This is a genomic window from Burkholderia sp. SRS-W-2-2016 (genome assembly GCF_001931485.1).
Classification (GTDB): Bacteria; Pseudomonadota; Gammaproteobacteria; order Burkholderiales; family Burkholderiaceae; genus Paraburkholderia.
In genome coordinates this window covers 1-22,899 of record NZ_MSDV01000015.1, presented here as the reverse complement: position 1 = coordinate 22,899, position 22,899 = coordinate 1, and the positions used below count along the sequence as shown (strand labels likewise).

The 22,899-nt window shown below is 59.0% G+C and carries 23 protein-coding genes and 7 pseudogenes; 11 read left to right on the top strand and 19 right to left on the bottom strand.

Features of this window, described 5'->3' with window-relative positions:
• Positions 1 to 13: 13 nt before the first annotated feature.
• Positions 14 to 637: a hypothetical protein gene (locus tag BTH42_RS04885; RefSeq protein WP_143751973.1), complete on the bottom strand. Its 624-nt coding sequence runs from the start codon at positions 635 to 637 to the stop codon at positions 14 to 16.
• 572 nt (positions 638 to 1,209) lie between these two features.
• Between BTH42_RS04885 and BTH42_RS04880 the strand changes: the two genes are divergently transcribed.
• Both BTH42_RS04880 and BTH42_RS04875 read left to right on the top strand, forming a co-directional pair.
• Positions 1,210 to 2,043, top strand: a complete 834-nt coding sequence (locus BTH42_RS04880; protein ID WP_075296349.1) for a DUF932 domain-containing protein — start codon at positions 1,210 to 1,212, stop codon at positions 2,041 to 2,043.
• A gap of 127 nt (positions 2,044 to 2,170) precedes the next feature.
• On the top strand, positions 2,171 to 4,318 hold the full coding sequence (locus BTH42_RS04875) for a ParB/RepB/Spo0J family partition protein (protein WP_075296347.1): 2,148 nt from the start codon (positions 2,171 to 2,173) through the stop codon (positions 4,316 to 4,318).
• 45 nt (positions 4,319 to 4,363) lie between these two features.
• Here the strand turns inward: BTH42_RS04875 and BTH42_RS04870 are convergent, their stop codons facing one another.
• Genes BTH42_RS04870 through BTH42_RS04860 form a run of 3 tightly spaced genes read right to left on the bottom strand, consistent with a single transcriptional unit; the run spans position 4,364 to position 6,197 of the window.
• Positions 4,364 to 5,038 (bottom strand): hypothetical protein, encoded by a 675-nt coding sequence (locus BTH42_RS04870; RefSeq protein WP_075296345.1) that lies wholly within the window; start codon positions 5,036 to 5,038, stop codon positions 4,364 to 4,366.
• Positions 5,031 to 5,723 (bottom strand): protein mobD, encoded by a 693-nt coding sequence (locus BTH42_RS04865; RefSeq protein ID WP_075296343.1) that lies wholly within the window; start codon positions 5,721 to 5,723, stop codon positions 5,031 to 5,033. The genes BTH42_RS04870 and BTH42_RS04865 overlap by 8 nt, the downstream gene beginning before the upstream one ends.
• 9 nt (positions 5,724 to 5,732) lie before the next feature.
• A complete protein-coding gene (locus BTH42_RS04860; RefSeq protein WP_075296341.1) occupies positions 5,733 to 6,197 on the bottom strand; it encodes a hypothetical protein in 465 nt (154 codons plus the stop codon).
• A gap of 1,036 nt (positions 6,198 to 7,233) precedes the next feature.
• Between BTH42_RS04860 and BTH42_RS04855 the strand changes: the two are divergent.
• Positions 7,234 to 7,661, top strand: a pseudogene (locus tag BTH42_RS04855) (transposase); the annotation flags it as partial.
• Between the two features lie 308 nt (positions 7,662 to 7,969).
• Here the strand turns inward: BTH42_RS04855 and BTH42_RS34260 are convergent.
• Positions 7,970 to 8,789 (bottom strand): annotated as a pseudogene (locus BTH42_RS34260) (transposase); the annotation flags it as partial.
• A gap of 164 nt (positions 8,790 to 8,953) precedes the next feature.
• On the opposite strand from BTH42_RS34260, the pseudogene BTH42_RS35890 reads away from it, so the two are divergent.
• The 5 genes and pseudogenes from BTH42_RS35890 to BTH42_RS04830 all read left to right on the top strand — a co-directional run.
• A pseudogene (locus BTH42_RS35890) lies at positions 8,954 to 9,439 on the top strand (tyrosine-type recombinase/integrase); the annotation flags it as partial.
• Positions 9,420 to 9,686, top strand: a complete 267-nt coding sequence (locus BTH42_RS35885; protein WP_305954774.1) for a tyrosine-type recombinase/integrase — start codon at positions 9,420 to 9,422, stop codon at positions 9,684 to 9,686. The pseudogene BTH42_RS35890 and the gene BTH42_RS35885, both read left to right, overlap by 20 nt.
• Entirely contained in the window at positions 9,683 to 10,291 is a 609-nt protein-coding gene (locus BTH42_RS36285; RefSeq protein WP_305954771.1) for a hypothetical protein, read from the top strand. The genes BTH42_RS35885 and BTH42_RS36285 overlap by 4 nt, the downstream gene beginning before the upstream one ends.
• Positions 10,282 to 11,226, top strand: a complete 945-nt coding sequence (locus BTH42_RS04835; RefSeq protein WP_305954770.1) for a tyrosine-type recombinase/integrase — start codon at positions 10,282 to 10,284, stop codon at positions 11,224 to 11,226. Before BTH42_RS36285 ends, BTH42_RS04835 begins: the two co-directional genes overlap by 10 nt.
• Before the next feature lie 27 nt (positions 11,227 to 11,253).
• Positions 11,254 to 11,427 (top strand): annotated as a pseudogene (locus tag BTH42_RS04830) (transposase domain-containing protein); the annotation flags it as partial.
• Between the two features lie 82 nt (positions 11,428 to 11,509).
• Here the strand turns inward: BTH42_RS04830 and BTH42_RS04825 are convergent.
• The 5 genes and pseudogenes from BTH42_RS04825 to BTH42_RS36265 all read right to left on the bottom strand — a co-directional run.
• Positions 11,510 to 11,773, bottom strand: a complete 264-nt coding sequence (locus BTH42_RS04825; protein ID WP_075296339.1) for a hypothetical protein — start codon at positions 11,771 to 11,773, stop codon at positions 11,510 to 11,512.
• 639 nt (positions 11,774 to 12,412) lie between these two features.
• Positions 12,413 to 12,697: a response regulator gene (locus BTH42_RS36280; RefSeq protein ID WP_305954773.1), complete on the bottom strand. Its 285-nt coding sequence runs from the start codon at positions 12,695 to 12,697 to the stop codon at positions 12,413 to 12,415.
• Positions 12,672 to 13,163: a hypothetical protein gene (locus BTH42_RS36275; protein ID WP_305954769.1), complete on the bottom strand. Its 492-nt coding sequence runs from the start codon at positions 13,161 to 13,163 to the stop codon at positions 12,672 to 12,674. The genes BTH42_RS36280 and BTH42_RS36275 overlap by 26 nt, the downstream gene beginning before the upstream one ends.
• Positions 13,097 to 14,269 carry an ATP-binding protein gene (locus tag BTH42_RS36270; RefSeq protein WP_305954772.1) on the bottom strand — a complete coding sequence of 391 codons (1,173 nt, stop codon included), beginning with the start codon at positions 14,267 to 14,269 and terminating at the stop codon, positions 13,097 to 13,099. The genes BTH42_RS36275 and BTH42_RS36270 overlap by 67 nt, the downstream gene beginning before the upstream one ends.
• A 258-nt stretch (positions 14,270 to 14,527) precedes the next feature.
• Positions 14,528 to 14,704, bottom strand: a pseudogene (locus BTH42_RS36265) (hypothetical protein); the annotation flags it as partial.
• Positions 14,705 to 14,997: 293 nt separating this feature from the next.
• Between BTH42_RS36265 and BTH42_RS04815 the strand changes: the two are divergent.
• Positions 14,998 to 16,124, top strand: a pseudogene (locus BTH42_RS04815) (ATP-binding protein).
• 61 nt (positions 16,125 to 16,185) lie between these two features.
• Here BTH42_RS04815 and rpsU read toward each other — a convergent pair.
• The 6 genes from rpsU to BTH42_RS34675 all read right to left on the bottom strand — a co-directional run bounded on the left by rpsU (position 16,186) and on the right by BTH42_RS34675 (position 19,405).
• The gene (rpsU, locus tag BTH42_RS04810) at positions 16,186 to 16,398 is read right to left on the bottom strand and encodes a 30S ribosomal protein S21 (RefSeq protein WP_075296337.1); all 213 of its coding nucleotides are present in this window, start codon (positions 16,396 to 16,398) and stop codon (positions 16,186 to 16,188) included.
• A gap of 158 nt (positions 16,399 to 16,556) precedes the next feature.
• The gene (locus BTH42_RS04805; protein WP_075296335.1) at positions 16,557 to 16,772 is read right to left on the bottom strand and encodes a hypothetical protein; all 216 of its coding nucleotides are present in this window, start codon (positions 16,770 to 16,772) and stop codon (positions 16,557 to 16,559) included.
• A gap of 66 nt (positions 16,773 to 16,838) precedes the next feature.
• Positions 16,839 to 17,078, bottom strand: coding sequence for a hypothetical protein (locus tag BTH42_RS04800; RefSeq protein ID WP_075296333.1), 240 nt, complete (start codon positions 17,076 to 17,078; stop codon positions 16,839 to 16,841).
• A gap of 720 nt (positions 17,079 to 17,798) precedes the next feature.
• Positions 17,799 to 18,050: a hypothetical protein gene (locus tag BTH42_RS04795; RefSeq protein WP_075296331.1), complete on the bottom strand. Its 252-nt coding sequence runs from the start codon at positions 18,048 to 18,050 to the stop codon at positions 17,799 to 17,801.
• 423 nt (positions 18,051 to 18,473) lie between these two features.
• A complete protein-coding gene (locus BTH42_RS04790) occupies positions 18,474 to 18,761 on the bottom strand; it encodes a hypothetical protein (RefSeq protein WP_075296329.1) in 288 nt (95 codons plus the stop codon).
• A gap of 416 nt (positions 18,762 to 19,177) precedes the next feature.
• Entirely contained in the window at positions 19,178 to 19,405 is a 228-nt protein-coding gene (locus BTH42_RS34675; RefSeq protein ID WP_143751972.1) for a hypothetical protein, read from the bottom strand.
• On the opposite strand from BTH42_RS34675, the gene BTH42_RS04785 reads away from it, so the two are divergent.
• Together BTH42_RS04785 and BTH42_RS04780 are read left to right on the top strand one after the other, a co-directional pair.
• Positions 19,388 to 19,672 (top strand): hypothetical protein, encoded by a 285-nt coding sequence (locus BTH42_RS04785; RefSeq protein ID WP_075296327.1) that lies wholly within the window; start codon positions 19,388 to 19,390, stop codon positions 19,670 to 19,672. The two genes, BTH42_RS34675 and BTH42_RS04785, sit on opposite strands and share 18 nt — an antisense overlap.
• Positions 19,673 to 19,925: 253 nt before the next feature.
• The gene (locus BTH42_RS04780) at positions 19,926 to 20,873 is read left to right on the top strand and encodes a serine protease (protein WP_305954768.1); all 948 of its coding nucleotides are present in this window, start codon (positions 19,926 to 19,928) and stop codon (positions 20,871 to 20,873) included.
• A 99-nt stretch (positions 20,874 to 20,972) separates the two neighbouring features.
• On the opposite strand, the gene BTH42_RS04775 is transcribed toward BTH42_RS04780, so the two are convergent.
• The 3 genes and pseudogenes from BTH42_RS04775 to BTH42_RS04765 form a co-directional block, all read right to left on the bottom strand.
• A complete protein-coding gene (locus BTH42_RS04775; RefSeq protein WP_075296325.1) occupies positions 20,973 to 21,197 on the bottom strand; it encodes a hypothetical protein in 225 nt (74 codons plus the stop codon).
• A 276-nt stretch (positions 21,198 to 21,473) separates the two neighbouring features.
• Positions 21,474 to 21,677, bottom strand: a complete 204-nt coding sequence (locus BTH42_RS04770; protein WP_075296323.1) for a cold-shock protein — start codon at positions 21,675 to 21,677, stop codon at positions 21,474 to 21,476.
• A 449-nt stretch (positions 21,678 to 22,126) separates the two neighbouring features.
• Positions 22,127 to 22,748, bottom strand: a pseudogene (locus tag BTH42_RS04765) (tyrosine-type recombinase/integrase).
• Between the last annotated feature and the right edge of the window lie 151 nt (positions 22,749 to 22,899).

Sequence of the window (22,899 nt, the reverse complement as noted above, 5' to 3'; positions counted from 1 at the left end):
CCAATCCGGTTTGTTAGAAACCAGATTGGCTCGTTAAATCGACAGTCATATCGGCCGCCGCTGCCTGCTGTTTCTTCTGACAAGCCTCGCGCTTCTCACCTTGCTCTGCGATGTACTGCGTGAGTTCTCTTTCCAAATCAACATCCGTCACGCCGGGATCCCACGACGCAACGCCGTGCTTCGCACGCGTCAAACGTGAAAGTTCGAGCGCCCGTTTCGCCGCTTTTGCACACTCGAATTCCACCTCAGCGCACCAATCGAGCGGATCACCATACTCCCATTCCGCAGCCAAGGACTGACGAACCGAATGCAGCGTGGCCGGAAACTCCCGGAGTTGCGAGGCCACCTTGTGATTCAGCCATTTCCAGTCAATCGGCTCCGGAAATGTGAATTCGACAACGGAAACGCCTTTGAGCGAAGCATAGCTTTGCTCGCGTGCGGCCTCCTGCCTCGCCCAATCTGCCCGATGCATCATCAAACGCGCGTCCCGCGAATAGCTCTCCAGCGAAATGGCCACGGTCAACGCCACATGCCGCACTTCGCGCCTCGTGGTCCTGGCTTCCCGAACGCCATTCCAGCCCAGCGTGATAACCGAACTGATGAAGCTTGCGATACCCCCAACTTTCAGCAGATCCATCCAGCCGCTCTGCTTCAGATACCCAATCCACTGAAGCGCCATATCCGCTCCCCTGTTTTCACGTCGCTAACAGTATAAGGGGCGCCTGGTCTCTAGCCGTCCGCCACGCTCCCGAGAAAACGCTATTCACCTCGTTGACGCCCAAAGCCTGATTAATTTCGTACTTGCGACTAACCTCGCAGGCAAATCCTATATCACTCAATTACTTGCGGTTTCGTCCATCAAGTTATCCACAGCATTGCCCCCAAAAACTGTGAATAAGCGAGGCTTCGCTGTTCCTCCCGGTCGGACTCGTGCTTAGGCATCTGCCCGGCACCCGGTTTCCTGCCCTGTCCCGCGACCGTAGTCGAAGGCGGGGCGGCATCAAGGGACGAGGGACCGTGTTGCCCGCACCATCCCTCGCCTTTTTCCTTGACACCGCCCCGCCTTCGACTCCTTGAGTCGCACGGGCAGGAAACCGGGTGCCAGGCAAAAGCAGAGGCCAATCCCGAGTTCCACCGGGAAGGTTTCGCACGCAAGTGGCAAGACCATCTCACAGCCCGTCATTCAACCCTCTTGCTGTGGAGATTGTCATGCAACTCGCTTCCTCTTTCCGTTACGGCTCCCCGATACTCCGCGCCGACTCACCCCTGTCGGACGACCAGATCCATCGTGTTGCCCCGTCCATCTTCGCGGACAGCAAGCACGAAAGCCGCTCGGAACGCTACACCTACATTCCGACCATCGACGTGCTGCGCGGCCTGCGTAATGAAGGTTTCCAGCCGTTCATGGTCTGCCAGACGCGCGTGCGCGACGAAGGCAAGCGCGAGTACACGAAACACATGCTGCGGCTTCGCCACGCCGACCAGATCATCGGCGACGAAGCCAACGAAATCGTGCTGCTGAACTCGCACGACGGCACAAGCAGTTACCAGATGCTCGCGGGCGTGCTGCGCTTCGTCTGCCAGAACGGCATGGTGGCCGGCGACAACATCCGGGACATCCGCGTGCCGCACAAGGGCAACATCGTCCAGAACGTCATCAACGGCGCATTCGACGTGCTCGACGGCTTCGACCTGATCCGCGAGCAGAAGGACGGCATGCGCGCCGTCGAACTAAACCGCGACGAACAGCAGGCGTTCGCACGCTCCGCGCTCGCGCTGCGCTACGACCCGACCAACGCCGAGGCACCGGCACCGGTCACCGAAAGCCAGCTACTGGCTCCGCGCCGCTTCGAGGATCGCCGCGACGACCTCTGGACGGTCTTCAACCGCGTACAGGAAAACATGACCAAGGGCGGCCTGCGCGGACGCTCAAGTAACGGACGTGCTGTATCCACACGCCCCATAACAAGCATCGACCAGAACGTAAAGCTCAACCGCTCGCTGTGGATGCTCGCTGACGCCATGCGTCAGATGAAGGCGTAAGCGCTCCGGGGGCGGCGCTATTCGCCGCCCTGCCACCTCATTCCGTCAGGAACGCTGTCCGGGTCATGTCCTGACGGAATACGGTAGCAACCCCGACCCGGAACCTTCCATCTTTCTGGAGTCAATCATGCACGCCCAAGTCGAAACCATCACGGCAGACATCGCCGAAACGACTACCATGCTCGAGACCCACTTCGGCAACGAGCAGCCCATCGTCACCGTTCCGTATTCCAGCCTGCGCCGCTCGCCGCTGAATGCGCGCACGAAGCCCCTGTCGGGGATTCCCGGCCTCGCCGCCAACATCCGCGCAAAGGGTCTGCTGCAAAACCTTGTCGTCCACGAAATGAAGGGAACGCGGGGCAAGCAACGCCGATATGGTGTCTGCGCGGGTCAGCGCCGCGAAGCCGCACTCGACCTGCTGTACGAGCAGAAGCATATCGCCGCCGACTATCCGGTGCCGGTACGAATCGTCAGCGAAGGCGAAGCCCTCGCGATTTCTCTGATCGAAAACAGCGAGCGCGAAGGACTCGATCCGTTCGACGTGCTGCGCTCGTACCGGATGCTGGCCGAGGAAGGCCGCAGCGTCGACTATATCGCCGCACTGTTCTCCGCGTCGCCGCTCACCGTCAAGCGGCGCATGAAGCTCGCCAACGTATCGCCCAAGTTGCTCGGCCTGTTGCGCGAGGACAGCATCACGCTCGACCAGTTGGCCGCGCTCGCCCTTTCTGACGATCACGAAATGCAGGAACTGATCTGGTCGGAAGCGAACGAGTGGCAACGTCAGCCGAACTACCTGCGGCAAGCAATCACACGCGCCGAAATCGACGCAAGCCGCAGCCGCCTCGTGCGCTTCGTCGGTCTCTCCGCCTATGAGGCAGCGGGCGGCTATGTACGCCGCGATCTGTTCAGCGACGACGAGAACGCCGGATTCATTGCCGACACGGAACTGCTGCAGCGTCTTGCGGGCGAAAAACTCGAAGCCGTGGCCGGGGAAGTCCGCGCCGAGGGTTGGAACTGGACCGAGACACGCGTGGAGCGTGACGTCATCGAACTGAACCGCTACCACAGGCTCGATCCGCTCAACCGTCCGTATACCGGGGACGAGCAGCGCGAGATCTACGCACTGACGGCGCGGCAGGACGAACTCGCGGAACAATACGATGCCCTTGCAGAGGACGACGAGAACGCCTATGAAGAAGGCGAACGGATCGAGGCCGAACTGAACAGCGTTACCGCTGCGATTCGGGCACTCGAAACGCGCACGCTGACGTGGGATGCAGAGCAGATGGCCGAAGCAGGTGCGTTCATCATCCTCGACCCGCAGGGCAACCTGACCATCGAGCGTGGGTTGATTCGCCGCGACGGGAATGCCACGCACGATACGGCGGTAACTACCGTGGGACAGGCTGTCGCCACGCTCAACGAGGCCAACCGGAAACCGAAGCCGGTACACAGCGCGAAGCTCTGCCAGCGTCTGACCGCCCACCGCACCGCAGCCATCCACGCGGAACTGATCGCGCAGCCGTCCGTCGCGCTCGCAGCGCTGCTGTTCCGGCTCGTGCCGGTCGCCTTCCCCGAGCGGTACGGTGTCGGGCCAAGCCGCGACTATCTGGAGCTTAACGCCACCAGCAACCACGATGCACTGCTGAAAGCCGCCGATGACCTGTCCGCCAGTACCGCATGGGACGTCATCGACGCACAGCGCCAGCAATGGCTCGCCGCCCTTCCCCGCAATCTGGCTGCCCTGCTGCCGTGGCTGACCGGACAGGACGCCGGTACAACGCTGCTCGATCTGCTGGCGTTCTGCACCGGCACCCTGCTCGACGGGGTCACCGGCACGGAAGGACCGCACGCGATCAACGCCCTGAGCAATGCGCTGCACCTCGACATGGCCCGGTACTGGACGCCGACCCGCGCGACGTATTTCGATCACGTCAGCAAATCGCGTATCGTGGACGTAGCCATGCAAGCCGTGTCGCCCAAGGTCGCCCTCGACCTCAGCAAGATGAAGAAGGGCGACGCCTCAGCCACTGCCGAAATGCGGCTGGCGAAGTCCGACTGGCTCCCGGAAATCCTCACTGATCGGGAAGTGCCGCCTGTCCGTGCGCTCGGCGTACACAGCACGCCGGACGATGACGCGGACGAGGACGAAGCCGGCGCCGAGGAAGCAGAGGCACAGCCTGATGCGGAATCGGCCGACGAAAGCCGTACAGCATGGCCTTATCCGACCGCAGCAAATATGGCAAATACGGAAACCACGCAGCGCACCGCGTGATTGACCACTTCCGGCCTGTGCTCTGGCACAGGCAGGGAGCGCGCTTTACCGTGCGTGTTCCCCTACCCAGAACGCAACGGCAACCATCACGGCGAACAGACCGATCACGACGGACAACAGATAACCTAGTCTGCGTGTCAGACGCTGCCCAGATGCATCAATATTCTCCTGCGCCTGTCTGGCAGCAGACTCCATCGTCCGCTCAAACAGCCTCGCGACCTCATTCAGCCGCTCCCGCTGTTCCCGTGCCGCCACCGCTGCCGCACCGACAAGCCTGTTCCCGGCAACGCGCGCAACTTGGTTCGCCATCCGTTCAGCGAGCGAAGTCATCGATGCCGTGTTGAGTTCTGCCAGTGCTGCCTGATACCTCGCTTCGTGTTCCCGGATCATGCTCTCAGCCAACTGGATCGTGGCCTTGCAGCGCGCAAGCGCGTCGCGATGCTGGCGCATCAAGGCATCGGTCACCTCCCCTGCCTCCCGGCGCACGGCATCGAAACCGCCGTCTCCGGCCCTGCGGATGCGATCCGGCATCGCCTCGTAAAGCCGCGCGTAGTATTCGAGCACGGCGATCATCGACCAGAGCGCATCGTTGTCGCGCAGGTTCAGCGCCCCGGACATCCGGCGCATGCGCAGCAGACTCGTATCGTCGGGCATCTCGCCCGTGACATCGAGAAACAGGCGGGCGAGCGCATCAGGCGACTTCGCCCGCCGGTTACGCATTGGCCGTTACCTTGGCAAACATGGCATCGCACAACGAACGCCAGCGCAACAGTTCGACCCGTTCACCGATATGCATCGTCTCTGCTGCCTTGCGGATCGACATACGCTGACTGCGAAGCTCGTCGGCGACGCGATCCGCGAGATCGGGAAAATCCAGCGAATGGCCGTGCAATTCGACAGAACGGCGAAGCTGCGACCCCTGATACAGGGTGAATTTTTCTGCCGGGCCGAAATAGCCGTTGCGCACGACATTCATCACCGCGTCTGGAAACGTCCGGTTGAAAGCGTTCAGCAGTTCAAGGCTGTCGCGTTGCCGGTTGATCACCCACAGAACCACAAGCTGACGCCGAAGCTCGCCAAGCGCACCGGCCAGTGTCGCGCCGAACTGCTCGACACCCGTCTGGCTCCGCGCCGCCGTGTTCACGACGATTGCTGCATCCCGGTGCTCGTCGCAGTAATTGACGAGTCCGATCCAGCCGTTTGCATCGTCCAGGTTATATGCGATGCAATGCATCTCGTCCTGAACTGCTTTCATCACGTCTGGATTTGAGGTATCGGTTTCCACCAGCGCCGCATGGATATCTCGCCGCAGCAAATAATCGGCCAGGGCGAGCGCAACAAAGCTCTTGCCCACGCCGCCCTTGCTGCCACCAACGAGATAGATGGGGTAAGTCGTCGTATCCATTTGAATCCTCTAAAGGTTCTCGGTGTCGGGCGTAATCTCGAATGAGTACGCGTCACGCATCACCATGGTTCCCGGCTTGTTGACCACCTTTCCCCCATCCTGCTTTTGATTCTCCCGGACTATCTCCACGCGCGGTACGTCGCCCTTGCTTGCCTTCTTCGAGCGAGGCGATGGTGCGGCACTGTCTCGTGCGGACTCCTTTACCGTCTGTCGAGCCGGCCGGCTTTTCTTCGACGGGTATAGTGCGTATTTGATAGAGCCGACACTAAAATCGACACCCTTTTCCTTCGCATGCTCGACGATTTCTTCCAGCGTATATCCCTTCTCTCTCACCGCGCTGATAACCACGCGCATCTCTTTCATCGCGTCGGTAATCGAGAGACGCTGCTCCGCCTCTGGCTTGATCGGCAGTGATTCGAGAGAATGGACAAGCTCATCCCATTGCGCCCGAGTGTAGCTTTTCGCAACCGGCATGACTCGCTCCGTCGTGCTTTCTTCTCCCCATCTTGTTCACTTGGGAAAGGGCCGTCAATACCCTGTTTTCGACCGAAATTTTGCTATCGGAACATCATGGAATTAACCGGATTGCGTCGGAATAAAGGAAATATTTTGGACGTGTCGGACACGAGCAACGGACCCGGATCGATGTCCAGAAAACGCGTCGAAAGGGTACCGGGCAGACTTCATAACGGCGCAAGTACAGAGCGATCACAGCCAGCAGGCCGAATCGTTCCGGACATCAGGACGCACACGATGTGACTGCGCGCCGACAGCGACACGATGGGCTCGCAGACGATACCCGTCACCCCACGAACGCCCGATAGCCCGCTTGCATACTCTCGGGAATGACCGTGCAGACTTCAGATAATCAACGAACAGCCGAAGCAGGATCGATTTCACCGATTCAGAGCGCGCGCCTGCCGACTCCGGCCGCAGCCCTCGTGAACATTTGGCAGTCAGCTATCGGCGATATACCAAACCACTACGCAGAAAGCGACCTGCCCGGTATGCGGATTCGATCAATCGACGTCCCGGACTCACGAGGTGAAGTACGCGGTCACGCAACAGAAGACCAGCGGACTCGTGAGGCGTATCCAGCGGACGCCTCCGGCTACCTCACGGAAATTTCCAGTCGACCGCGCCGAAAGCGTTTAGACGATGGCATTAAAAACGACATTGAAACGAGGGATGGCAGGATAGGCTTGCGCCGGTTTTGGGCTCCATGCGCATTGCGACATCGGCCCACTAACGTTGACGGCATCGGGCGAGACAGTCGATGTCGTCGCCGGAAGCAAATGCAAATCGATCTCGACAGGCTTGCCCTGTCGCGCTGTCGCGCTGTCGCGCTGTCGCGCTGTCGCAATCGTAGCGACGCCAGCCCCGCATCACACGCCCAGCGCTCACAATCCACTGCCTCACGACATATCGGCGGCGAACACATCGCTGTATCTCAGCACTGCCTATGTGGCCGAGCGTCTCGGGCGAGCCACCTATACGCGTGAGATAGTTGCCGGTCATCGACTGCTTCGACGGTCTCGTTGTGAGCTGGTCAATCGGCACACGACCAGATGCTGAACTCGTCATACCATGCTCGATTCGGCCATCGAGTCGGTGGCTGATCGTGATGAGCGGCCAGTGGTCCACTCCGATCGCGGTGCGCACTATCGTTGCGCCGGGATGGCTATCCCGGATGCACGATGCCAGGTTCGTTCGCCTGATGTCACGCAAAGGATGCTCGCCGATAACGCAGCCTGTGAAGGCTTCTTCGGGCGACTCAAGACGGAAATGTTCTATCCTCATGACTGGCGGGCTACGACCGTTGATCAATACATCGAGACCCTTGACTCCTATATCCGGTGGTACAACGCAACGCGGATCAAGGTCTCGCTCGGCTCTCTCAGCTCCTTGAATAGCGAGAGTCTTCGAATTGCGGCATAAATCGGTCCAAGAATTTAGCCACACCCCCGGTGGCTCAAAATTCCGTCGCCGCGGACAGCCACCGCGACCGGAGTCGTGGTTCCGATTCCCTGGCCCAACACAATCCCGCGTAACTCCGCATTCCCTGGCCACTGATGCCGGCTTTTCCGTTGTCTTCGCGCGCCGGGCCCGGCCAACGGCGTGTGCCGCCGCTGCGCCGGGCATCGCAAATTACCGCGACGATCATTCAATGCCCATAATCGCCAACGTCGGTCGAGCGGTTTAGCACAAACTTTTTTTTATTACCGATCGCGCGTCGGCCGTGACCGGTCCCGCTCACAGCAGTCCAGCGCGAACGTTACACGCAACGGTTGACCATCGTCACATCGGAACTCGAAGCCATCCGAACACCAAGCGTATCGCTACGGTCCACGGCCACACGGCCGTCATGCCGCAACTTGTCCCGCCGCACGCCGGGACGGCGCAACAGCAGCTGGTGCTCCCACATCACGCGATAGACCCTCTTATGATCGACGCACGGCGCGCCGACCATCTCTCGGCTGCGTCGCAGCAGCGCCCAGATTCGCCGGTAGCCGTAGCTCGGCAGACCTGCCACATGCGCCCGGATTTCGTCGAGCAGCCCCGTGTCATCGGGCATCCATGCGCGCTAACCATCCTGCCAATCAGCATCACGAACCTGCTTTACCGCCAAACCATAGCGCGCCACACAGAGAACTTCGCAGACCGCTTTCAAAGGTCGTCCCCCGGCAGCAAGGGCGAGCGCGCAATCAGGTTTTCTGAGCGACCCCATTCGACTGCCTCACGGAGAATCTCGTTCTCCATTGTTTTCCGAGCAGCCGTTGCAGCTCCTTGATTTCCTTGATGGCGGCGGCCAGTTCCGATGCAGGCACAACCGTCTCGCCCGCTTTGACTGCCGTCAGGGTGCATTCCTGGTACTGCTTGCGCCAACCAAACACCTAGTTCGGATTGACGCCGTGTCGCCGGGCCACTGCCGATACCGATGCGCCAGGAGCTAATGTCTCCTGCACGATGGCGACCTTTTCCTGCGCCGGGCGCCGCCGACGACGTTCCGGCACGGTCAGAATTTCGATGTTTTCCACGTAAATGACTAGGCTTCGTGATGGTCACAAGACTATCTCTATTTTAAGAGAGTCATCCTGTCCTCTGTTACGTGGGGCTACTCCAGCACTCGATATCAGCGTGGCCGGATCGTTCGCGACTTCCTGCGCCAACAGTTCGGCGACAAATGCGCAGACATCGCCCGGTTGCAAATTCGCGACATTTACCGATTTGTGACGCAATATCCGGGCGCATGTGGACCCGGTGTCGCTAAAGCATCGAGCGTAGCTTTACGCACTTATCTGCGATTCCGGCTTACCCGATTTGACGATCGCGTCGAAACACTAATAGCTGCGGTCCCCGATGTAGCCAAATGGAGGCTGGCAGCACTGCCGGAAACACTTTCCGATGAGGAGATCGGGAGGCTTCTGAATTCGTTCAGTCGCGAGTCGGCTTCCAGCTTGCGCGATTACGCGATGGTCCGATGTCTGATAGATCTTGGTTTGCGAGCCGGTGAAGTCGCGCAAATCCAGCTCGATGATTTGAACTGGCGCGAAGGTACGCTCCGAATCCGACGGGCCAAATCGAGACGGACGTATATCATGCCGCTGCCAGAGGCGACCGGTTGCGCGATAGCCGATTACATCCGGTTAGCCAGAAAGGCAACAGCGGCATCCCGATCTGTATTTTTGCGGCATCATGCACCCGTCAATACTCCGCTGGGGACGGGCCGAGTCCACCAGGCGGTGCATGCCGCAAATGTTCGCGACGGTTTTGACCAACCGAACTGGAAGTCATCTTCTTCGGCACAGCGTCGCCAGACGGCTGCTTCGATCGGGGTCGTCGTTGAAGGAAGTTGCAGACATACTTCGCCACCGAAGCATCGATACGACAGCGATCTATACAAAGATCGATCGTCGAAGCCTTGATGCCGTGGCGCTTCCCTGGCTAGGGAGAACGTCATGAAGAATTCCGCAAACCCAGCTAATACCATGATGTCGCAGGCGACGACGTATCTGGCACAGAGGCATTCCCTCGGTTTCGATCTTAAAATTTCTGGCCTGATCCTGATGAGCTTCGCTCGCTTCGCAGATGCCATGATGCATCGTGGCCCGATTACCGAAGAACTCACTCTCGCTTGGGCCCATTCAACAAAGAGCGAAAGCGCCATTACCTGGGCGCGCCGAATCGAGGTGATCCGTCCGTTCGCAAAGTATCTGAAGCAGTTCTCTCCCGACACCATCGTTCCGCGACGCGATCTTTGCGGGCGAGCTCATCGTCGTCTGGCACCACATATCTACACGGAGCAGGAACTCAACGAACTCGTCGCAGCGTCGGCGGCGCTCTTGCCCGCTGGTTCGATCAGACCACTCACCGATGAAGCGTTGTTTGGTTTGATCGCGGCAACCGGCCTGCGTATCTCTACGCTTCTGCAGGACTTCTTCCTCGAACGACTGATGGAGCACCGCGGGGTCAGCCCGGAAACGATTTCGAGCTATTGCGATTCATTTTGTCTGTTTCTGCAGTTTGCATCCGAGCGCCTAAGCAGGTGTCCTTCGGATTGGCCCTGACCGATATGGATGCACCGTTGGTCCTGGCCTTCCTTCGACATCTCGAGATCGAGAGACATAACAGCACGCGAACCCGAAACGTTCGACTTGCAGCATTACGCTCGTTCATGAAGTCCGCTGCGCATCGCGACATCACTTCGTTAGCGGTTATACAGCGTACGCTTTCGGTGCCGATGAAGCGTTGTGACAGACCTATGGTCAGTTTCCTGTCGCGTGAGGAGATGCAGCAAATATTATCGGCACCCGACCCGGACACATGGTCGGGTCAACGCGACCGGGTACTATTGGCAACGACGGATAACACCGGGCCACGCGTCTCAGAGATTCTCGCGTTGCGTATTGACGATCTAGTCCTCGGCGCCTCACCCTGCGTCCATATTCTTGGTAAAGGACGCAAGGAGCGTATGGTACCTTTATGGCGATCAACGGCAAGGCTAATCAAGGGCTGGTTGCCACGGATCCAGGATGCACCAAGTCAGCGGCTCTTCCCAAATCGGTCTGGCTATTCCATGACCCGCTCGAATGTTGCGGACCGCTTGAGACTTGCCGTAGCAAAAGCGACAGAGCGATGTCTTCAACTCGCGAAACTACGCATTTCTCCTCACGTGGTTCGCCATTCGACAGCGACACATCTGCTCCAGTCTGGCGTAGACCTGTCGGTCATCGCATTGTGGCTCGGACATGAAAGCCCGGCGACAACGCACGGCTATCTGAAGGCCGATCTGGCAATGAAGGAGCGGGCACTGAGCAGTATTCAACCAACAACGAATTCAAAGAATCGTCCCTATCAGCCATCCGACGACATGCTTCGGTTCCCGGAGTCTTTAATAATTTTGTGCAGTTCGCCGGACCGAGAATCGCTGTCCATCGGCTCGGCGATTTGTGTCGCGTCCTTCTGCAAAGATGGACTGAGCATAATTCACGGCTTCGCATAACGACGACAATGCAAATATCTGCATTGCCGTCGTAATTATCTGTTCGCCGGAGCGGACTCTGGCGGCGAACGTGTCGCCGGAATTTACAGCCTGGTTGGCACCGCACAGCTAAACGACGTCGATCCTGACGCGTATCTGCGTTATGTGCTCGCACGCATCGCCGACCATGCGATTAATTGCATCGACGAACTCGTACCGTAGGTCGTCGCCGATCAGTTGCAGACCGCAGGCGGACGGCCATGATGCCGGTAGCAGCCTTGCTGGTGCCGCCCGTCCTGCACGGTTACCGGTTCTCAGTCAGTACGGTTTCCAGACGGGACAACGCCCGCAAAGGTTGACCTAACACTGCATGCGATCGGGCAACGTTCAGGGCCGATTGCACGATAAGCGAGGATGACTTCTGCGCATCGACCACGTCAATCAGGAACAGAATCTCATTGCGAATCCTGAAACGGTCCGATACCTCACCTCCGCCGATCATCGATCGCAGGCGATCTGCAGCCATGAGATACCCTGTCTCCTGAAAACTCAACTGTGTGGTATTCATCCTCAACCTCTGATCACACGTCCATTCAATCGAACGATGTCGCCAGCGCGTGAGCCAGCTGCACACCTGTGCGCTACGGCTGCGGGACTTTCGTCCACCATGCACATGAGGTAGCTTAACAAGTTGCAAACAACCTGTGATCACTAACGGCATGTCCGAAAGGAGAGGGAAATAGACAACGGAAACGATCGCTTGTCTCGCCTTGCTTTGGCCGATAAACACATCGCCGAGGGGCGTAGCCGTATTGCCGTTTCAGATTGAGCGGGTCGAGAAGCTCCGTGAAAAAAGGATGGATGCAGTGTCTGCAGAACAACTACTTCGAGCGATGCAGGAAGTCCTCAAAAACTTCCTCGAGCTTCGGCAACTGATTGAGCAATCCCACCAGTTGCGGAGAAGCCGACGGTCATACACCGAGCCAACCTGATACCTCGAAAAGGCCCCAGTTCAATCAGACGGCCTTTGATACACGCTTACCATGCTTCAGCGATGGGTGTGCTGCCGCCTTTTTCGAAGCCTCATTGAAGCCAGCGGGGGCGCGCACGCTGCGGACTGTACAGCGTATCAGGATAAGGCAGCATAACAAGGCGGTTGAGGTCCAAAAGGCGAGGTTCTTGGGACAGGCCGGCGACCGCCGGACATTCACCGACGGGTAGTTGCTGCCCGGATCGCACCTGCCAATTGTTCCACTGAGTACAGCTTCTGTGGTGCAGTGCATACGAACCCGGATTCGACTTTCTGATGCATTGGGTGTCCGGAACAGAAGATGATCCGGATATCCGGCTGCAGCACGAGCGCCTCATGAGCGAGATCGAGCCCGGACATGCCGGAAAGTTCGACATCGGTCAGCAGGATATCGAACCGCCCGGCAAGCAGTGCTTCACGCGCGACGTATGCGTCATCAGCTTTCGTAGGCAGATGCCCCATCATGACAAGCAGTTCGCAGACCGCTTCGAGCGATCCGGGATCGTCCTCCACGACGAGAACCCTTCGCCGCCCCGACACCGGAGCTTGCCCGGGAGGTGGTTTCCGGCGCCTTGCCGCCGACATCCAGAACCATTTCCCGCGGCGGGTCACCCGGCCCCAGCAGTTGTCTGATCCGTTGAGCGAGCTGTTCGCGGCTGTACGGCTTGCTGAGAAGTTCCACGCCGGGATCAAATCGGCCACCATGCACGATCGCATTCTGCGTATATCCGGAAGTGAAAAGTACCCTCAGATCTGGCAACATCTGGACCGCCTGTCGTGCCATGTCCGTACTGAGCACCGGTCCGGGCATAACGACGTCCCTTAACAGGAGCTCGATATGCACGCCACTGCCAAGAACCGCTAACGCCTGCTGAGCGTCGGCCGCCTTGAGCACGAAATAACCGAGTCCGGTGAGTATGTCGACCACCGTTGCCTGGACACATGGATCGTCCTCCACGACGAGGATGGTTTCGCTCCCCCCTTCATCCCCCCGCCGGGCTTCAGTACCGGTTCGACAGCGGTAGCCGTCGAGCGCGGCAGATATATCCCGATGGTGGTGCCGTGCCCTTGCTCGGTGTAGATCCGGATATGCCCGCCGCTCTGCCTGACGAAACCGTATGCGGTGCTCAAGCCCAGCCCCGTGCCGCGGCCGGTGGCCTTGGTCGTGAAAAAAGCATCGAATGCATGGTCCCGTACATCTTCGCTCATCCCGATGCCAGTGTCGGTAGCGGCGAGCATCACGTACTGGGCCACATTGACGTCTGTCAGCCCGCAGACGCACGCGTCGTCCAGCAGAGCGTTACCGAGTTCCAAGGTAAGCCTGCCACCGTCTTTCATGGCATCGCGCGAATTGACCGCGAGATTCAGGATGACATTTTTCATCTGGTGCGAATCCACCAAGGTATTCCACAGGCCGCCAGCGACGACGGTTTCGACCTGCACGGTCTCACCTAGCGCACTGCGCAGAAGGACATCCATCCCCCGAATCATCGCAGCGAGGTTGACGACGACGGGCTGAAGAGGCTGCCGGCGACCGAATGCCAGCAACTGCGATGCGAATTTTGCGCCACGCTCCACCGCGTCTATCGCCCTGTTCAACCGTTCACGGCTCCAGAGTTCGTCGCCACGCCGGATTTGGAGAAGGTCAAGATTTCCCCGCAGTATCTGCAGCACGTTGTTGAAAACATGCGCGCCACCGCCTGTCAACTTGCCCAGAGCCTGTGACTGGAAAAGTTCGCGTCTGGTCTGTTCGAGCAGTAATTCTGCGTCGCGGCGTTCGGTTACATCGCGCGTAATTTTCGCGAAGCCAACCAGTTCTTCTCCGTCCCGGATAGCGTCAATGACAACATGAGCGAAGAATCGGCTGCCATCCCGACTGACACGCCATCCCTGCGCCTCAAACCGGCCATTGCGCCGTGCCTCTTCGAGTGCGCGCATGGGAACGGCCGCCGTTGCATCTTCCGGCGTATAAAAACGCGAAAAATGCGAGCCGATGATTTGGTCGGCTTCGTAGCCCTTGATGCGACCGCGCACCTTCGTTCCTGTTGGGCACATGCCCTTCCGGGGACAGCATGAAGATGGCGTAGTCGGTAACCCCATCGACAAGCAGCCGGAACCTCCGCTCGCTCTCGACGACGGCCTCGTGAATGAGCTTGAGTTCACTATCGTCGAGGATGACGACGCTGAAGCCGTCCGGCGGACCGCTCGCATCCCACAGCGCTGTGATGGTGAGTGCGCCCACAGGGTACCGCCATCGCGACGCAGGCACCACCTCTCTTCCTGATGGCGACCGCGCTCACGAGCCATCGAAAGCGCGGCATCGGGCGTTCCAGCGAGCCGGTCAGCGTCCGGATAGAGAACGGCGAATGACTGGCCACGGACTTCGTCTGCCCTGTACCCCAGAATCTTTTCTCCCCCCCGGATTCCAGGTAAGGACGCAGCCGTCCGGGCAAAGGGCGAAAGCGGCATAATCGCCTGTCGATTCCACCCATAACGACGGCCATCTGGAAGCGAATTGCCCTGCACTGTTTTTTGCGTTTTTCATTGCCACGTCCGCCTTCGCGGCACCTGTATTGTCTGGAACGGACCTTTTTGTCGCTGGCAGCCTTTATCCTCCCAGTGCAGCATTGAACGATAGCAAGTATCGATCCCGGAGATAGTGCTACGCGCCGAAGTATGGCGCGGGCCGGCCGCCACTTTTCCCGGCAACGGCAATGTTGATCCGGATAATATGGAAGCGACCATCTGTCACGGGAGCAGGTATGCGACTGGCACCGTTTATTACGAGTCATATGGAGGCGATCCTGACGGAGTGGAACGCCTTTTCCCGCATGTTAATGCCGGCGGCGCCGCAGATGCAGGCGTCAGCACTGCGCGACCATGCAGCGGCCATACTTCAGGCAATCGCCGGTGATCTGTCCACTGTACAGACACGCGAAGCCCGGCAGCAAAGATCGTGGGGCAAAGGCCCACAACCTCTGTGGGAGACGGCCGCCCAGACGCATGCAATCCTGCGGGCGCGAAGTGGATTCGACATAAGTCAGTTGACTGCTGAATACCGTGCGTTGCGCGCCAGCGTGCTCCGCCTGTGGATGGACGAATGTGGTGCTGCGCCCCTGCACCAGGATGACCTCATCCGGTTCAACGAAGCGATCGACGAGGCTCTGGCCGAGTCCGTGATGCTCTTCAGCGTCCAGGTCGAGCAGGCTCCCAACCTGTTGCTGGGAATAGTGGGCCATGACCTGCGTAGCCCGCTGCAGACGATCCAGATGACGGCATCCTGTCTCGCAGCGATAAACGCAGGGGAGGCTGTGTCGGAGGCCGCGGCGCGACTGCTTCGCAGCGACGCACAGATGCAGGTGTTGCTCGACGATATGCTCGATTTCAACCGGAGCAGGCTGGGCCTTGGCATTAGCGTGACGCCACAGGAACTGGACATGCGCGATGTGGTTGTCGACGAACTGGACCAGCTGCGGGCGGCGCATCCCTGCCACGACATCCGGGTTGAGGTGTCGGGAGACTCCCGGGGAATATGGGATGGCCAACGCCTTCAGCAAATGCCGGGAAATCTTGTTGTCAATGCGCTCAAATTCGGCTTTCGAGACGCGCCTGTCCGGGGTAAAGACTGGCCGGCGATATCGAGGCCGTAATGCTCGAAATTGGCAATCGGGGCGCACCGATCGAGCCGGCGATACTCGACCGCATCTTCGATCCGCTCACGCGCGGCGAGGACACACACGCCGTCTCCCGCCCAAGGGAAAGCCTTGGACTGGGTTTGTACATTGTCCGCGAAATTGCGAAAGCCCACGGCGGTGAAGTTGGCGTGCGGTCGGACGAAAACGAGACCGTCTTTTTCGTACGGTTGCCGCGCCGGCCCGCAGCCGCATGAATGGCACGCCATTACCGTCAAGATGGAATTTCCTCACGTGCATGCACTGGCGGGCTACAGATCAATACAGCTTTCTCGGCGGTAACGACCGCTTTATCTGTTTGCGCAGCCGCGCCACGGCAGTGGCCTTTTTTCTTTTGCGTTTGGCGGTCGGCGTTTCGTAGGCCATCCTCGCGCGCAGTTCCTTCAGCAGGCCCGTGTTGTCGATGGAGCGTCGGAAACGGCGCAGGGCGACTTCCACCGGTTCGTTGAGTTTGGGCGTTACAGTAGTCAATTGTTTTCCTGATTGTGATCCGGACGGATGCCCGGACGCTGGGCACGCGACTGAATCGATACGCGCGGCCGATATTGGCTGCATCTTATCTTTCTGACGGCGAATAGCTGGCCTTCAGGCCGATCGTTCTGCATTTGCATCTGTTTGTGAAACGTCTTTCAGCCGAAGCGCGCCTCCAGCCAGTCCTGCGCCCAGTTCTTTGCATGGGCTATCGCGTCCTCGCGTGCGTCAAAACCGGCCAGATCGCCGCTCGAATGAATTTCGTAACTGGTGCCGTCTGCACGATTGCTGCTGATCCGTGCATGGGCCATGTACTCGCCATCGGCACGCCTTGGGGTCGCGTCGACAGCGATCAGCGTGGAATTGAAGCGCATAAGTGTTTCCTTCAGGGTTGTCGCCCGGTTGCGACTGTCACAACGGGGCATCGAAAAAAGCGCGACTCACGTGCTTAGCATGGCCATGATCTGCCCTGCCTCGCAATCCGACTCGCAGCTTGCCATGCCACGCTCGCGCAGCAATGCGCGAATCGACACGAACATCAGAAACGCATCGGCATCGACCTCGTGACGACGGTCATGGATGACGCTGTCGAGCTCCGCCTGCGCGCCGTGCGGTAGAAACTGGTCGACGAGCCCGGAGCCATTGCGCCGGATCCACTCCAGCAGGTCATTCCTTTGCATATCACACTCCAATGTGTGCACCGGCGCTCCGTCCACTACAGCGGGTGTTAATCCCGTGTCCGCAGTAGAGGCGGGAGCCGGTTGTCATGGGCTGCCTTCACGATCGCATCATCGGGCGGCGGAAGAGAGAGGAGGCATGGAGACGTGCGCTACTGCGTTCACAGTGCTTCACGCGTTGGGCCGCGCCACGTGGTCTGGGATGACCGGGAAAGGTCCGGTTCTACGGGGTGAAGCGGCTAAGGATGCCGTGAACGGCCGCAGATCGAACGGTGATCTCATGCTACGCCCATTGATGGATTTGTACAGAAAAACCGTGCTCCCGTTGCTATCAGAAAAATACAAGGCATGCGGATCAACCCGGTGCTTATGACAGCAACGCAGGTCGGCGGCGGCAACATGCTAGCCCGCGTTTGTCTTCGCGTAATCGCGCGTCATCCAGGAACGCAGCATGCGATCGTTCGATATGCGCGGTAGGCAATCTCGATCTCGACAGATCAACGACGGCGAAACAAAGCCATCGGTACGGTATTACTGCCCCCTTCGTCCTTGTGGCGGGATTGATCCGGCCTTTTGTGATGTCGTAGACCGAGAATTCCGGCTCGCGAAACAGTGGCGAAGGTGCAGCCCGACCGCATACCGGCCCGGCGTGAGACAGCAACACGAATCGTGGCTTGACACACGTTGGGCCCATCGGATATTCAGGGCCGGTCAAACGACAGATCATACGGGAGGCTGATCGCCGGTGGCTACCCCAAGCAGTAGGTCGATTGCAGCCTGCCCCGCTATTTCCGCAATGAGATATGCCCAACGCCGGGTAAATGGACCGTTGCGCAGCGGAACGCGTCCGCTCCGGCCGCCGGGGATGACGAGTTGCTCGCCGCCCTTTACCTGGAAGCTGACCTCGTACAGATCCTCCGCAGACGTCAGTTCGACGTGAATCTCGAAACCTCGATACAGGATCATCCGGTACATGGGCGCTCCTTTAGATTGATGAATCGATACGGATCGGGGGAGCGACGGACCCACGAACGGACACGTCAGCAAACGAACTTTCTGCCGAAAAATACCCGCAAGCACAGTTAAACAGCGGCGGTCAACTCCGCCTGACATTCATCCAGCCATGCGAACCAATACAAAATCCGTATCTCTGCATCCGCGGTGCAAATGAAGACGGAGTCGTGTCGGCCTCTGTGAACATTCGCGGGAAGGTTAGTTCGTTGCGCGAGACATGACAGTCAGTGTTCGGGACCTGCGACAGACGGCCAGCGCGTGGCATGCAGAGGAACGCTTTCAGTCGCAGGTCACTGTCCCGATGCAGCGACAGTTGGATCGGTTTTCAGGCAAAGCTATCTTCGCTTGGGCAAAACCGGTGACGCCGTGCGCCAGCAGCGTTTTTCACATGTCGACGACCGAAGCGCCACTCACCTTTCCGTCGACGATGTCCTTTCCCTGCTGACGGGCGGCTCGCCTTGCCGTGCCCAAATCAGAGAATGCATGAGGCTGGTTCAGCCGGAAAATACGGCTCGCGGCAGAGCTAGTTATTGCGGCCGGACGGGATATCCGTACCGCTATGTCATACCCTTCGGCGTAACGAGAATGTCCGTCGAAGCGACTGAACGTGCGGGGGAATACGAGGGGATGAAGTTCATACCCCTTGTAGAGAAGAAGCGGCTGGGTCGACATGTTTGTCACTCCACAAGGGGAGGCTCACTATACCCTGAAACGGCCAACGCAGGGCAGCGCCGATGTTTTCGGAATTGAATTGACGGAACATGCTGGCGCGCGTATGGTGGGTCACGAAGTCCGCAAACTGGATCCTTGTCCGCACCGTCTCGATCATCTTTCTGATGACCTGACTTTCCGCCTCGTTCCCCCCACCGTATGTGGCGGCCTCCATGAAGAACGTTCGCCGGCAACTACGCTGTCTTGCCGCGCGATGAAACAGATAAAGCACATTGGCTTAATTGCGCACGCGACAGAACGCTGTCCCGACGAGATATCGCGTAACGGGAATGGGATAGCAAGCCGATTTCATTCCGGGGCGACGCGGAGCGCGATCGAACAGACGTAAGCCCAATGCGGGCCAAGCCAGTACATGGCTATGCAAGCTTGAAGTTCGCTGACACGTCAGGCGTAAAGCCGCTTGAATCGTTGCCTTGCTCGAGCGTTGGATTGCCCTCCGGGAAGTCCGGCAGGGCTGCTTGAACTCGTTGATACGGCTCGTCAGGCGTTTCGGATGTCGCCTTTGACCTGACCCGTACAACAATCAAAAAAACCGGCTGCTTGTTGCGGCCCAAAGGAGTGATCTGATGACCACCAATCGCCATTATCGAGGCCTGGATATTTCCCTGCTCGTGTATCCCCATCACGCGACCCGGGCTGGATCTGGCCTCAATTACGAGGAAGGTTTCGATGCGTCGATCCGTATCAGCGAACCCGGTTCCGGAATGGACAGTGTAAAGAGCCGCCTTTTCCGTGTGCCTGGCAAGCGTCCCTTCGAGAATTCCGGCGACGCAAGGCGCGCGTCCGTCGCCTACGCTGAAATGCTGATTGACGGTGGCAGGTCCGGCCGCTCGCTCTGGGAGGCCGCCTGAGCGGTTAGGCTACGGCAGACCACGCATCACGGCGCGGGTTCTCCGAACAGGGTGGCCTCATGCAATTCGACTGCAGTCGTGATTCGCAATGCCCCTCGGAATTGAAAGCACGATCATCTGAGGGGTGCGCATGGACTCTGACCCGGCCGGCACGGAATCGAGCGCTGGAAAGAGCAGCGATGCTCTCGAATTCCATCGCAGTTCCAACGGAGATAGATGATTCCTCTGTCGCTACGAACGGGGAACTCCCATCGTGCGCCAAGTGCCGAACGCGGCGTCGGCAGGAACTGTATCGGAACTTGCGGTTGGCGCGTTTCTGTCGCCGGACAGGCGCGGACGCGAGCACGATGCGTTGATGGACCTGGTTTCAGGACTGATTCCATCCGCGAGTGGATCTGTGCATCCCGGCGGCGGGTTCGTCGCGTCCCGCCCAGGCGCTGAGGGTCTCGCGCAGCCGCATGTCCAGGTGGGCGCCGATGCATTGCTTCTCGCTGTGACGCGCGTATGCACCTTCGCGCAGGAGCGGCGGTTGACCAATGCCAATGGCTTCTTTTTCCAGCAGGGAACACGTCTATTTCTTGTAATCAGTCGGCACGTCATGTTCGACGCGTCTGGTGAACATTTCCCCGACCGGCTCGAGATCGAATTTCATGTCGACGCGGAAAACCTCGCCGCCGCGACGTGGTTGTCGATTCCGTTGTACACCGCGGGACATCCTCTCTGGCGTCAGGGAACGGATGACGGCGGCGCCATTGACGTAGCCGTAATCGAACTCGACAGGGCCGCGTTGCCTGCCGGCGCGAAGTTCCAGGGCTTCGGCCCCGGTCATCTCCCGCGTCCGGGCGATGCAATGCCGATTGGGGCGTCGCTGCTGATTGTCGGTTTCCCGCTCGGATTCCACGATTCGCTTCATCACTTGCCCGTCGTTCGGCAAGGCGTTCTTGCTTCCGCGTTTGGGCTGCGTTTTCAGGGGAAGGGCTGCTTTGTTACGGACGCAAGAACTCACCGAGGTATCAGCGGCGCGCCGGTTGTGCTGAGAGCACCCTCAGAAGGCAGGAAGCCTGATGAACTACCGTGGCTGCTTTTAGGCGTGCATTCTTCGAGCATTGACATGGGCGGCCGGGATGAACAGATGGACGAATCTCTCGGACTGAACAGCGCATGGTATGTAGATATTTTGATGGTGTTGACGGCTCACTAACGCACCATCCGCTCGTCCGTTTGCCACGCGGGCGTGTCGCAAATCCCTTGCTTCGGCCGGTTCGAATGAGCATGACACGCCACTGAAACGGCCTCGCCTTTACCCGCGCGTGTCGACCCAGTTGCGTGCCCAGCGCGTCGAGTGCCGCAGCGCCTGCTCTTCACTTATGAAGTAGTCGAGCGAATAGAACTGGTAGCGTCGTTCGACGCGCGCGCTATTGGTGCGCTCGAGCAGCAGGTTGGATGAGAAACTACCGTCGGGCAAACGATGCGCCGAGGGTTGGACGGCATAGCCGTTGTATTGATGAGTTTGTTTGTTCTGCATTTTATTTTAATGATGTTCGGGTGCGCGCGGGACGTGCAATGTGTATGGGCACGCCGGCTCAACGCCCTTGCGAACGGAATCTGAAGCAGTTGGAAAGCAAAAGCAGCGTTGAAGCCGGAGAGGAGAATGACGCGCAACGCAGCGACTGGGGCTTGGCAAGCTGCTGAATAAACTGGTGCAGCTAAAATGATCGCGCGAGCTTGGGAGACAAGACAAGCTCGACGAGTGTATCGCTACAACCCGGCATCTACCGCGAGAGACCGGGCCCCGCAAACTTTACAGCGGCTTGATGTTGGCCGCTTGCAGACCCTTCGGGCCTTGCTTCGTTTCGAAGCTCACCTTCTGATTCTCAGCCAGTGTCTTGAAGCCGTCGCCGCTGACTTCGGAGAAGTGCGCGAACAGATCGTCGCCGCCACTGTCCGGGGTGATGAAGCCAAAGCCTTTGCTGTCGTTGAACCACTTGACGATGCCGGTATCCATAAGATTCCTTGAAAAAAATAGAAAAGTGCTCCTTTAAAGAGCGCGTGAAGCATCAAGGAGGGAGAGGACAACGAATATCGCCGAGCAGCGACTAATTGATGAACAGCAATCGAACTTCTTGAACTTCGGCTGTTACAGTACCCGCTGGGCGCTACCAGCGTCAATACTTATCTTGTAACTGGTTCACGAGGCCACCGTTCTGCAAACAAACCGACACCGAACTGCCCGTTACGCACCTTTGCCTCGCCTGGTGGGCAAGCACAAGCGTACGGCACCACATCTTCTCCGCGAAATCGAGACGGAACTGCGCCCCGCTCCCTGGATTTGTATCAGATCAGCGCACTGACTGGGTGTTTCCGAAGCGCAGCCGACGCCGGCATGACCAGGTCGCGTCCCAGGTGTCGGGCAATGCATGGTCGGCAAGCGTCCGCTCACCGAACCTGTTTCAATCAGGCTTCGGTTAGCTCGGCCATCTCGAGCGCGTCATCTACCTCGATACCAGGTATCGAACTGTGCTCTCGAACTTCGGATGGCCCGAGAGTAACTGAACCGCACACAGGTTCTTTGTTCGTCGATAGATCAACGACGCCTTCGTGCGGCGCATCGTGTGCGGGCCGTACGCGGCGCCGTCTAGTCCGATTGACGCGGCCCATCGATGCACGATATGAGCATACTGGCGCGTCGACAAGTGCTCTGACGCGGGTAGGCGACTCGGAAACAGATAGTCGGAGGGCTGCAATCTCCGCGCTGAAATCCAGGCCGCGACACTCTGCCGAGTTTGCTCCGTGATTTCCAACTGGACCGGTCGGTGTGTCTTCTGCATAACCGTCGCTCGGACAACTACATGACGTCCTATGCAGACGTCCTGCACCTGCAAGCGCGTCAAATCGCACGCCCGGAGCTTGATGTCGATGCCAGGTTGAACATCGCGAGCTCACGAGCGTTGGACGAGATCTGCAGCCTCGTTCTACTTGCCCAGATTTCTCGAAGTTTCGACGGAGGCTTCTGGCCGGTCAACCTCCCCTTGTTCCACGGCACCCGGCGAGAGCCGGAAGAATTAAGCGCCTCCATGACAACCGCCTCTTCAACGAAGGGAGATCGACTCTGCACTTGGTGGAGTGGTCAATCTTCGACACAGCGCCTTTATCCCTTTCCCGAGGAGCTTTCTCCGTATGCGAAACGGTCGCAAATCCCGAGCCGCAGATCGCGGCGGGTTGCCTTA

Coding starts and splice junctions, on each gene's coding strand:
- BTH42_RS04885 (WP_143751973.1), bottom strand. CDS start 637: ATGGATCTGCTGAAAGTTGGGGGTATCGCAAGCTTCATCAGTTCGGTT.
- BTH42_RS04880 (WP_075296349.1), top strand. CDS start 1,210: ATGCAACTCGCTTCCTCTTTCCGTTACGGCTCCCCGATACTCCGCGCC.
- BTH42_RS04875 (WP_075296347.1), top strand. CDS start 2,171: ATGCACGCCCAAGTCGAAACCATCACGGCAGACATCGCCGAAACGACT.
- BTH42_RS04870 (WP_075296345.1), bottom strand. CDS start 5,038: ATGCGTAACCGGCGGGCGAAGTCGCCTGATGCGCTCGCCCGCCTGTTT.
- BTH42_RS04865 (WP_075296343.1), bottom strand. CDS start 5,723: ATGGATACGACGACTTACCCCATCTATCTCGTTGGTGGCAGCAAGGGC.
- BTH42_RS04860 (WP_075296341.1), bottom strand. CDS start 6,197: ATGCCGGTTGCGAAAAGCTACACTCGGGCGCAATGGGATGAGCTTGTC.
- BTH42_RS35885 (WP_305954774.1), top strand. CDS start 9,420: ATGCACCCGTCAATACTCCGCTGGGGACGGGCCGAGTCCACCAGGCGG.
- BTH42_RS36285 (WP_305954771.1), top strand. CDS start 9,683: ATGAAGAATTCCGCAAACCCAGCTAATACCATGATGTCGCAGGCGACG.
- BTH42_RS04825 (WP_075296339.1), bottom strand. CDS start 11,773: ATGAATACCACACAGTTGAGTTTTCAGGAGACAGGGTATCTCATGGCT.
- BTH42_RS36280 (WP_305954773.1), bottom strand. CDS start 12,697: ATGGGGCATCTGCCTACGAAAGCTGATGACGCATACGTCGCGCGTGAA.
- BTH42_RS04805 (WP_075296335.1), bottom strand. CDS start 16,772: ATGCGCTTCAATTCCACGCTGATCGCTGTCGACGCGACCCCAAGGCGT.
- BTH42_RS04800 (WP_075296333.1), bottom strand. CDS start 17,078: ATGCAAAGGAATGACCTGCTGGAGTGGATCCGGCGCAATGGCTCCGGG.
- BTH42_RS04795 (WP_075296331.1), bottom strand. CDS start 18,050: ATGTACCGGATGATCCTGTATCGAGGTTTCGAGATTCACGTCGAACTG.
- BTH42_RS04790 (WP_075296329.1), bottom strand. CDS start 18,761: ATGTCGACCCAGCCGCTTCTTCTCTACAAGGGGTATGAACTTCATCCC.
- BTH42_RS04785 (WP_075296327.1), top strand. CDS start 19,388: ATGACCACCAATCGCCATTATCGAGGCCTGGATATTTCCCTGCTCGTG.
- BTH42_RS34675 (WP_143751972.1), bottom strand. CDS start 19,405: ATGGCGATTGGTGGTCATCAGATCACTCCTTTGGGCCGCAACAAGCAG.
- BTH42_RS04775 (WP_075296325.1), bottom strand. CDS start 21,197: ATGCAGAACAAACAAACTCATCAATACAACGGCTATGCCGTCCAACCC.
- BTH42_RS04770 (WP_075296323.1), bottom strand. CDS start 21,677: ATGGATACCGGCATCGTCAAGTGGTTCAACGACAGCAAAGGCTTTGGC.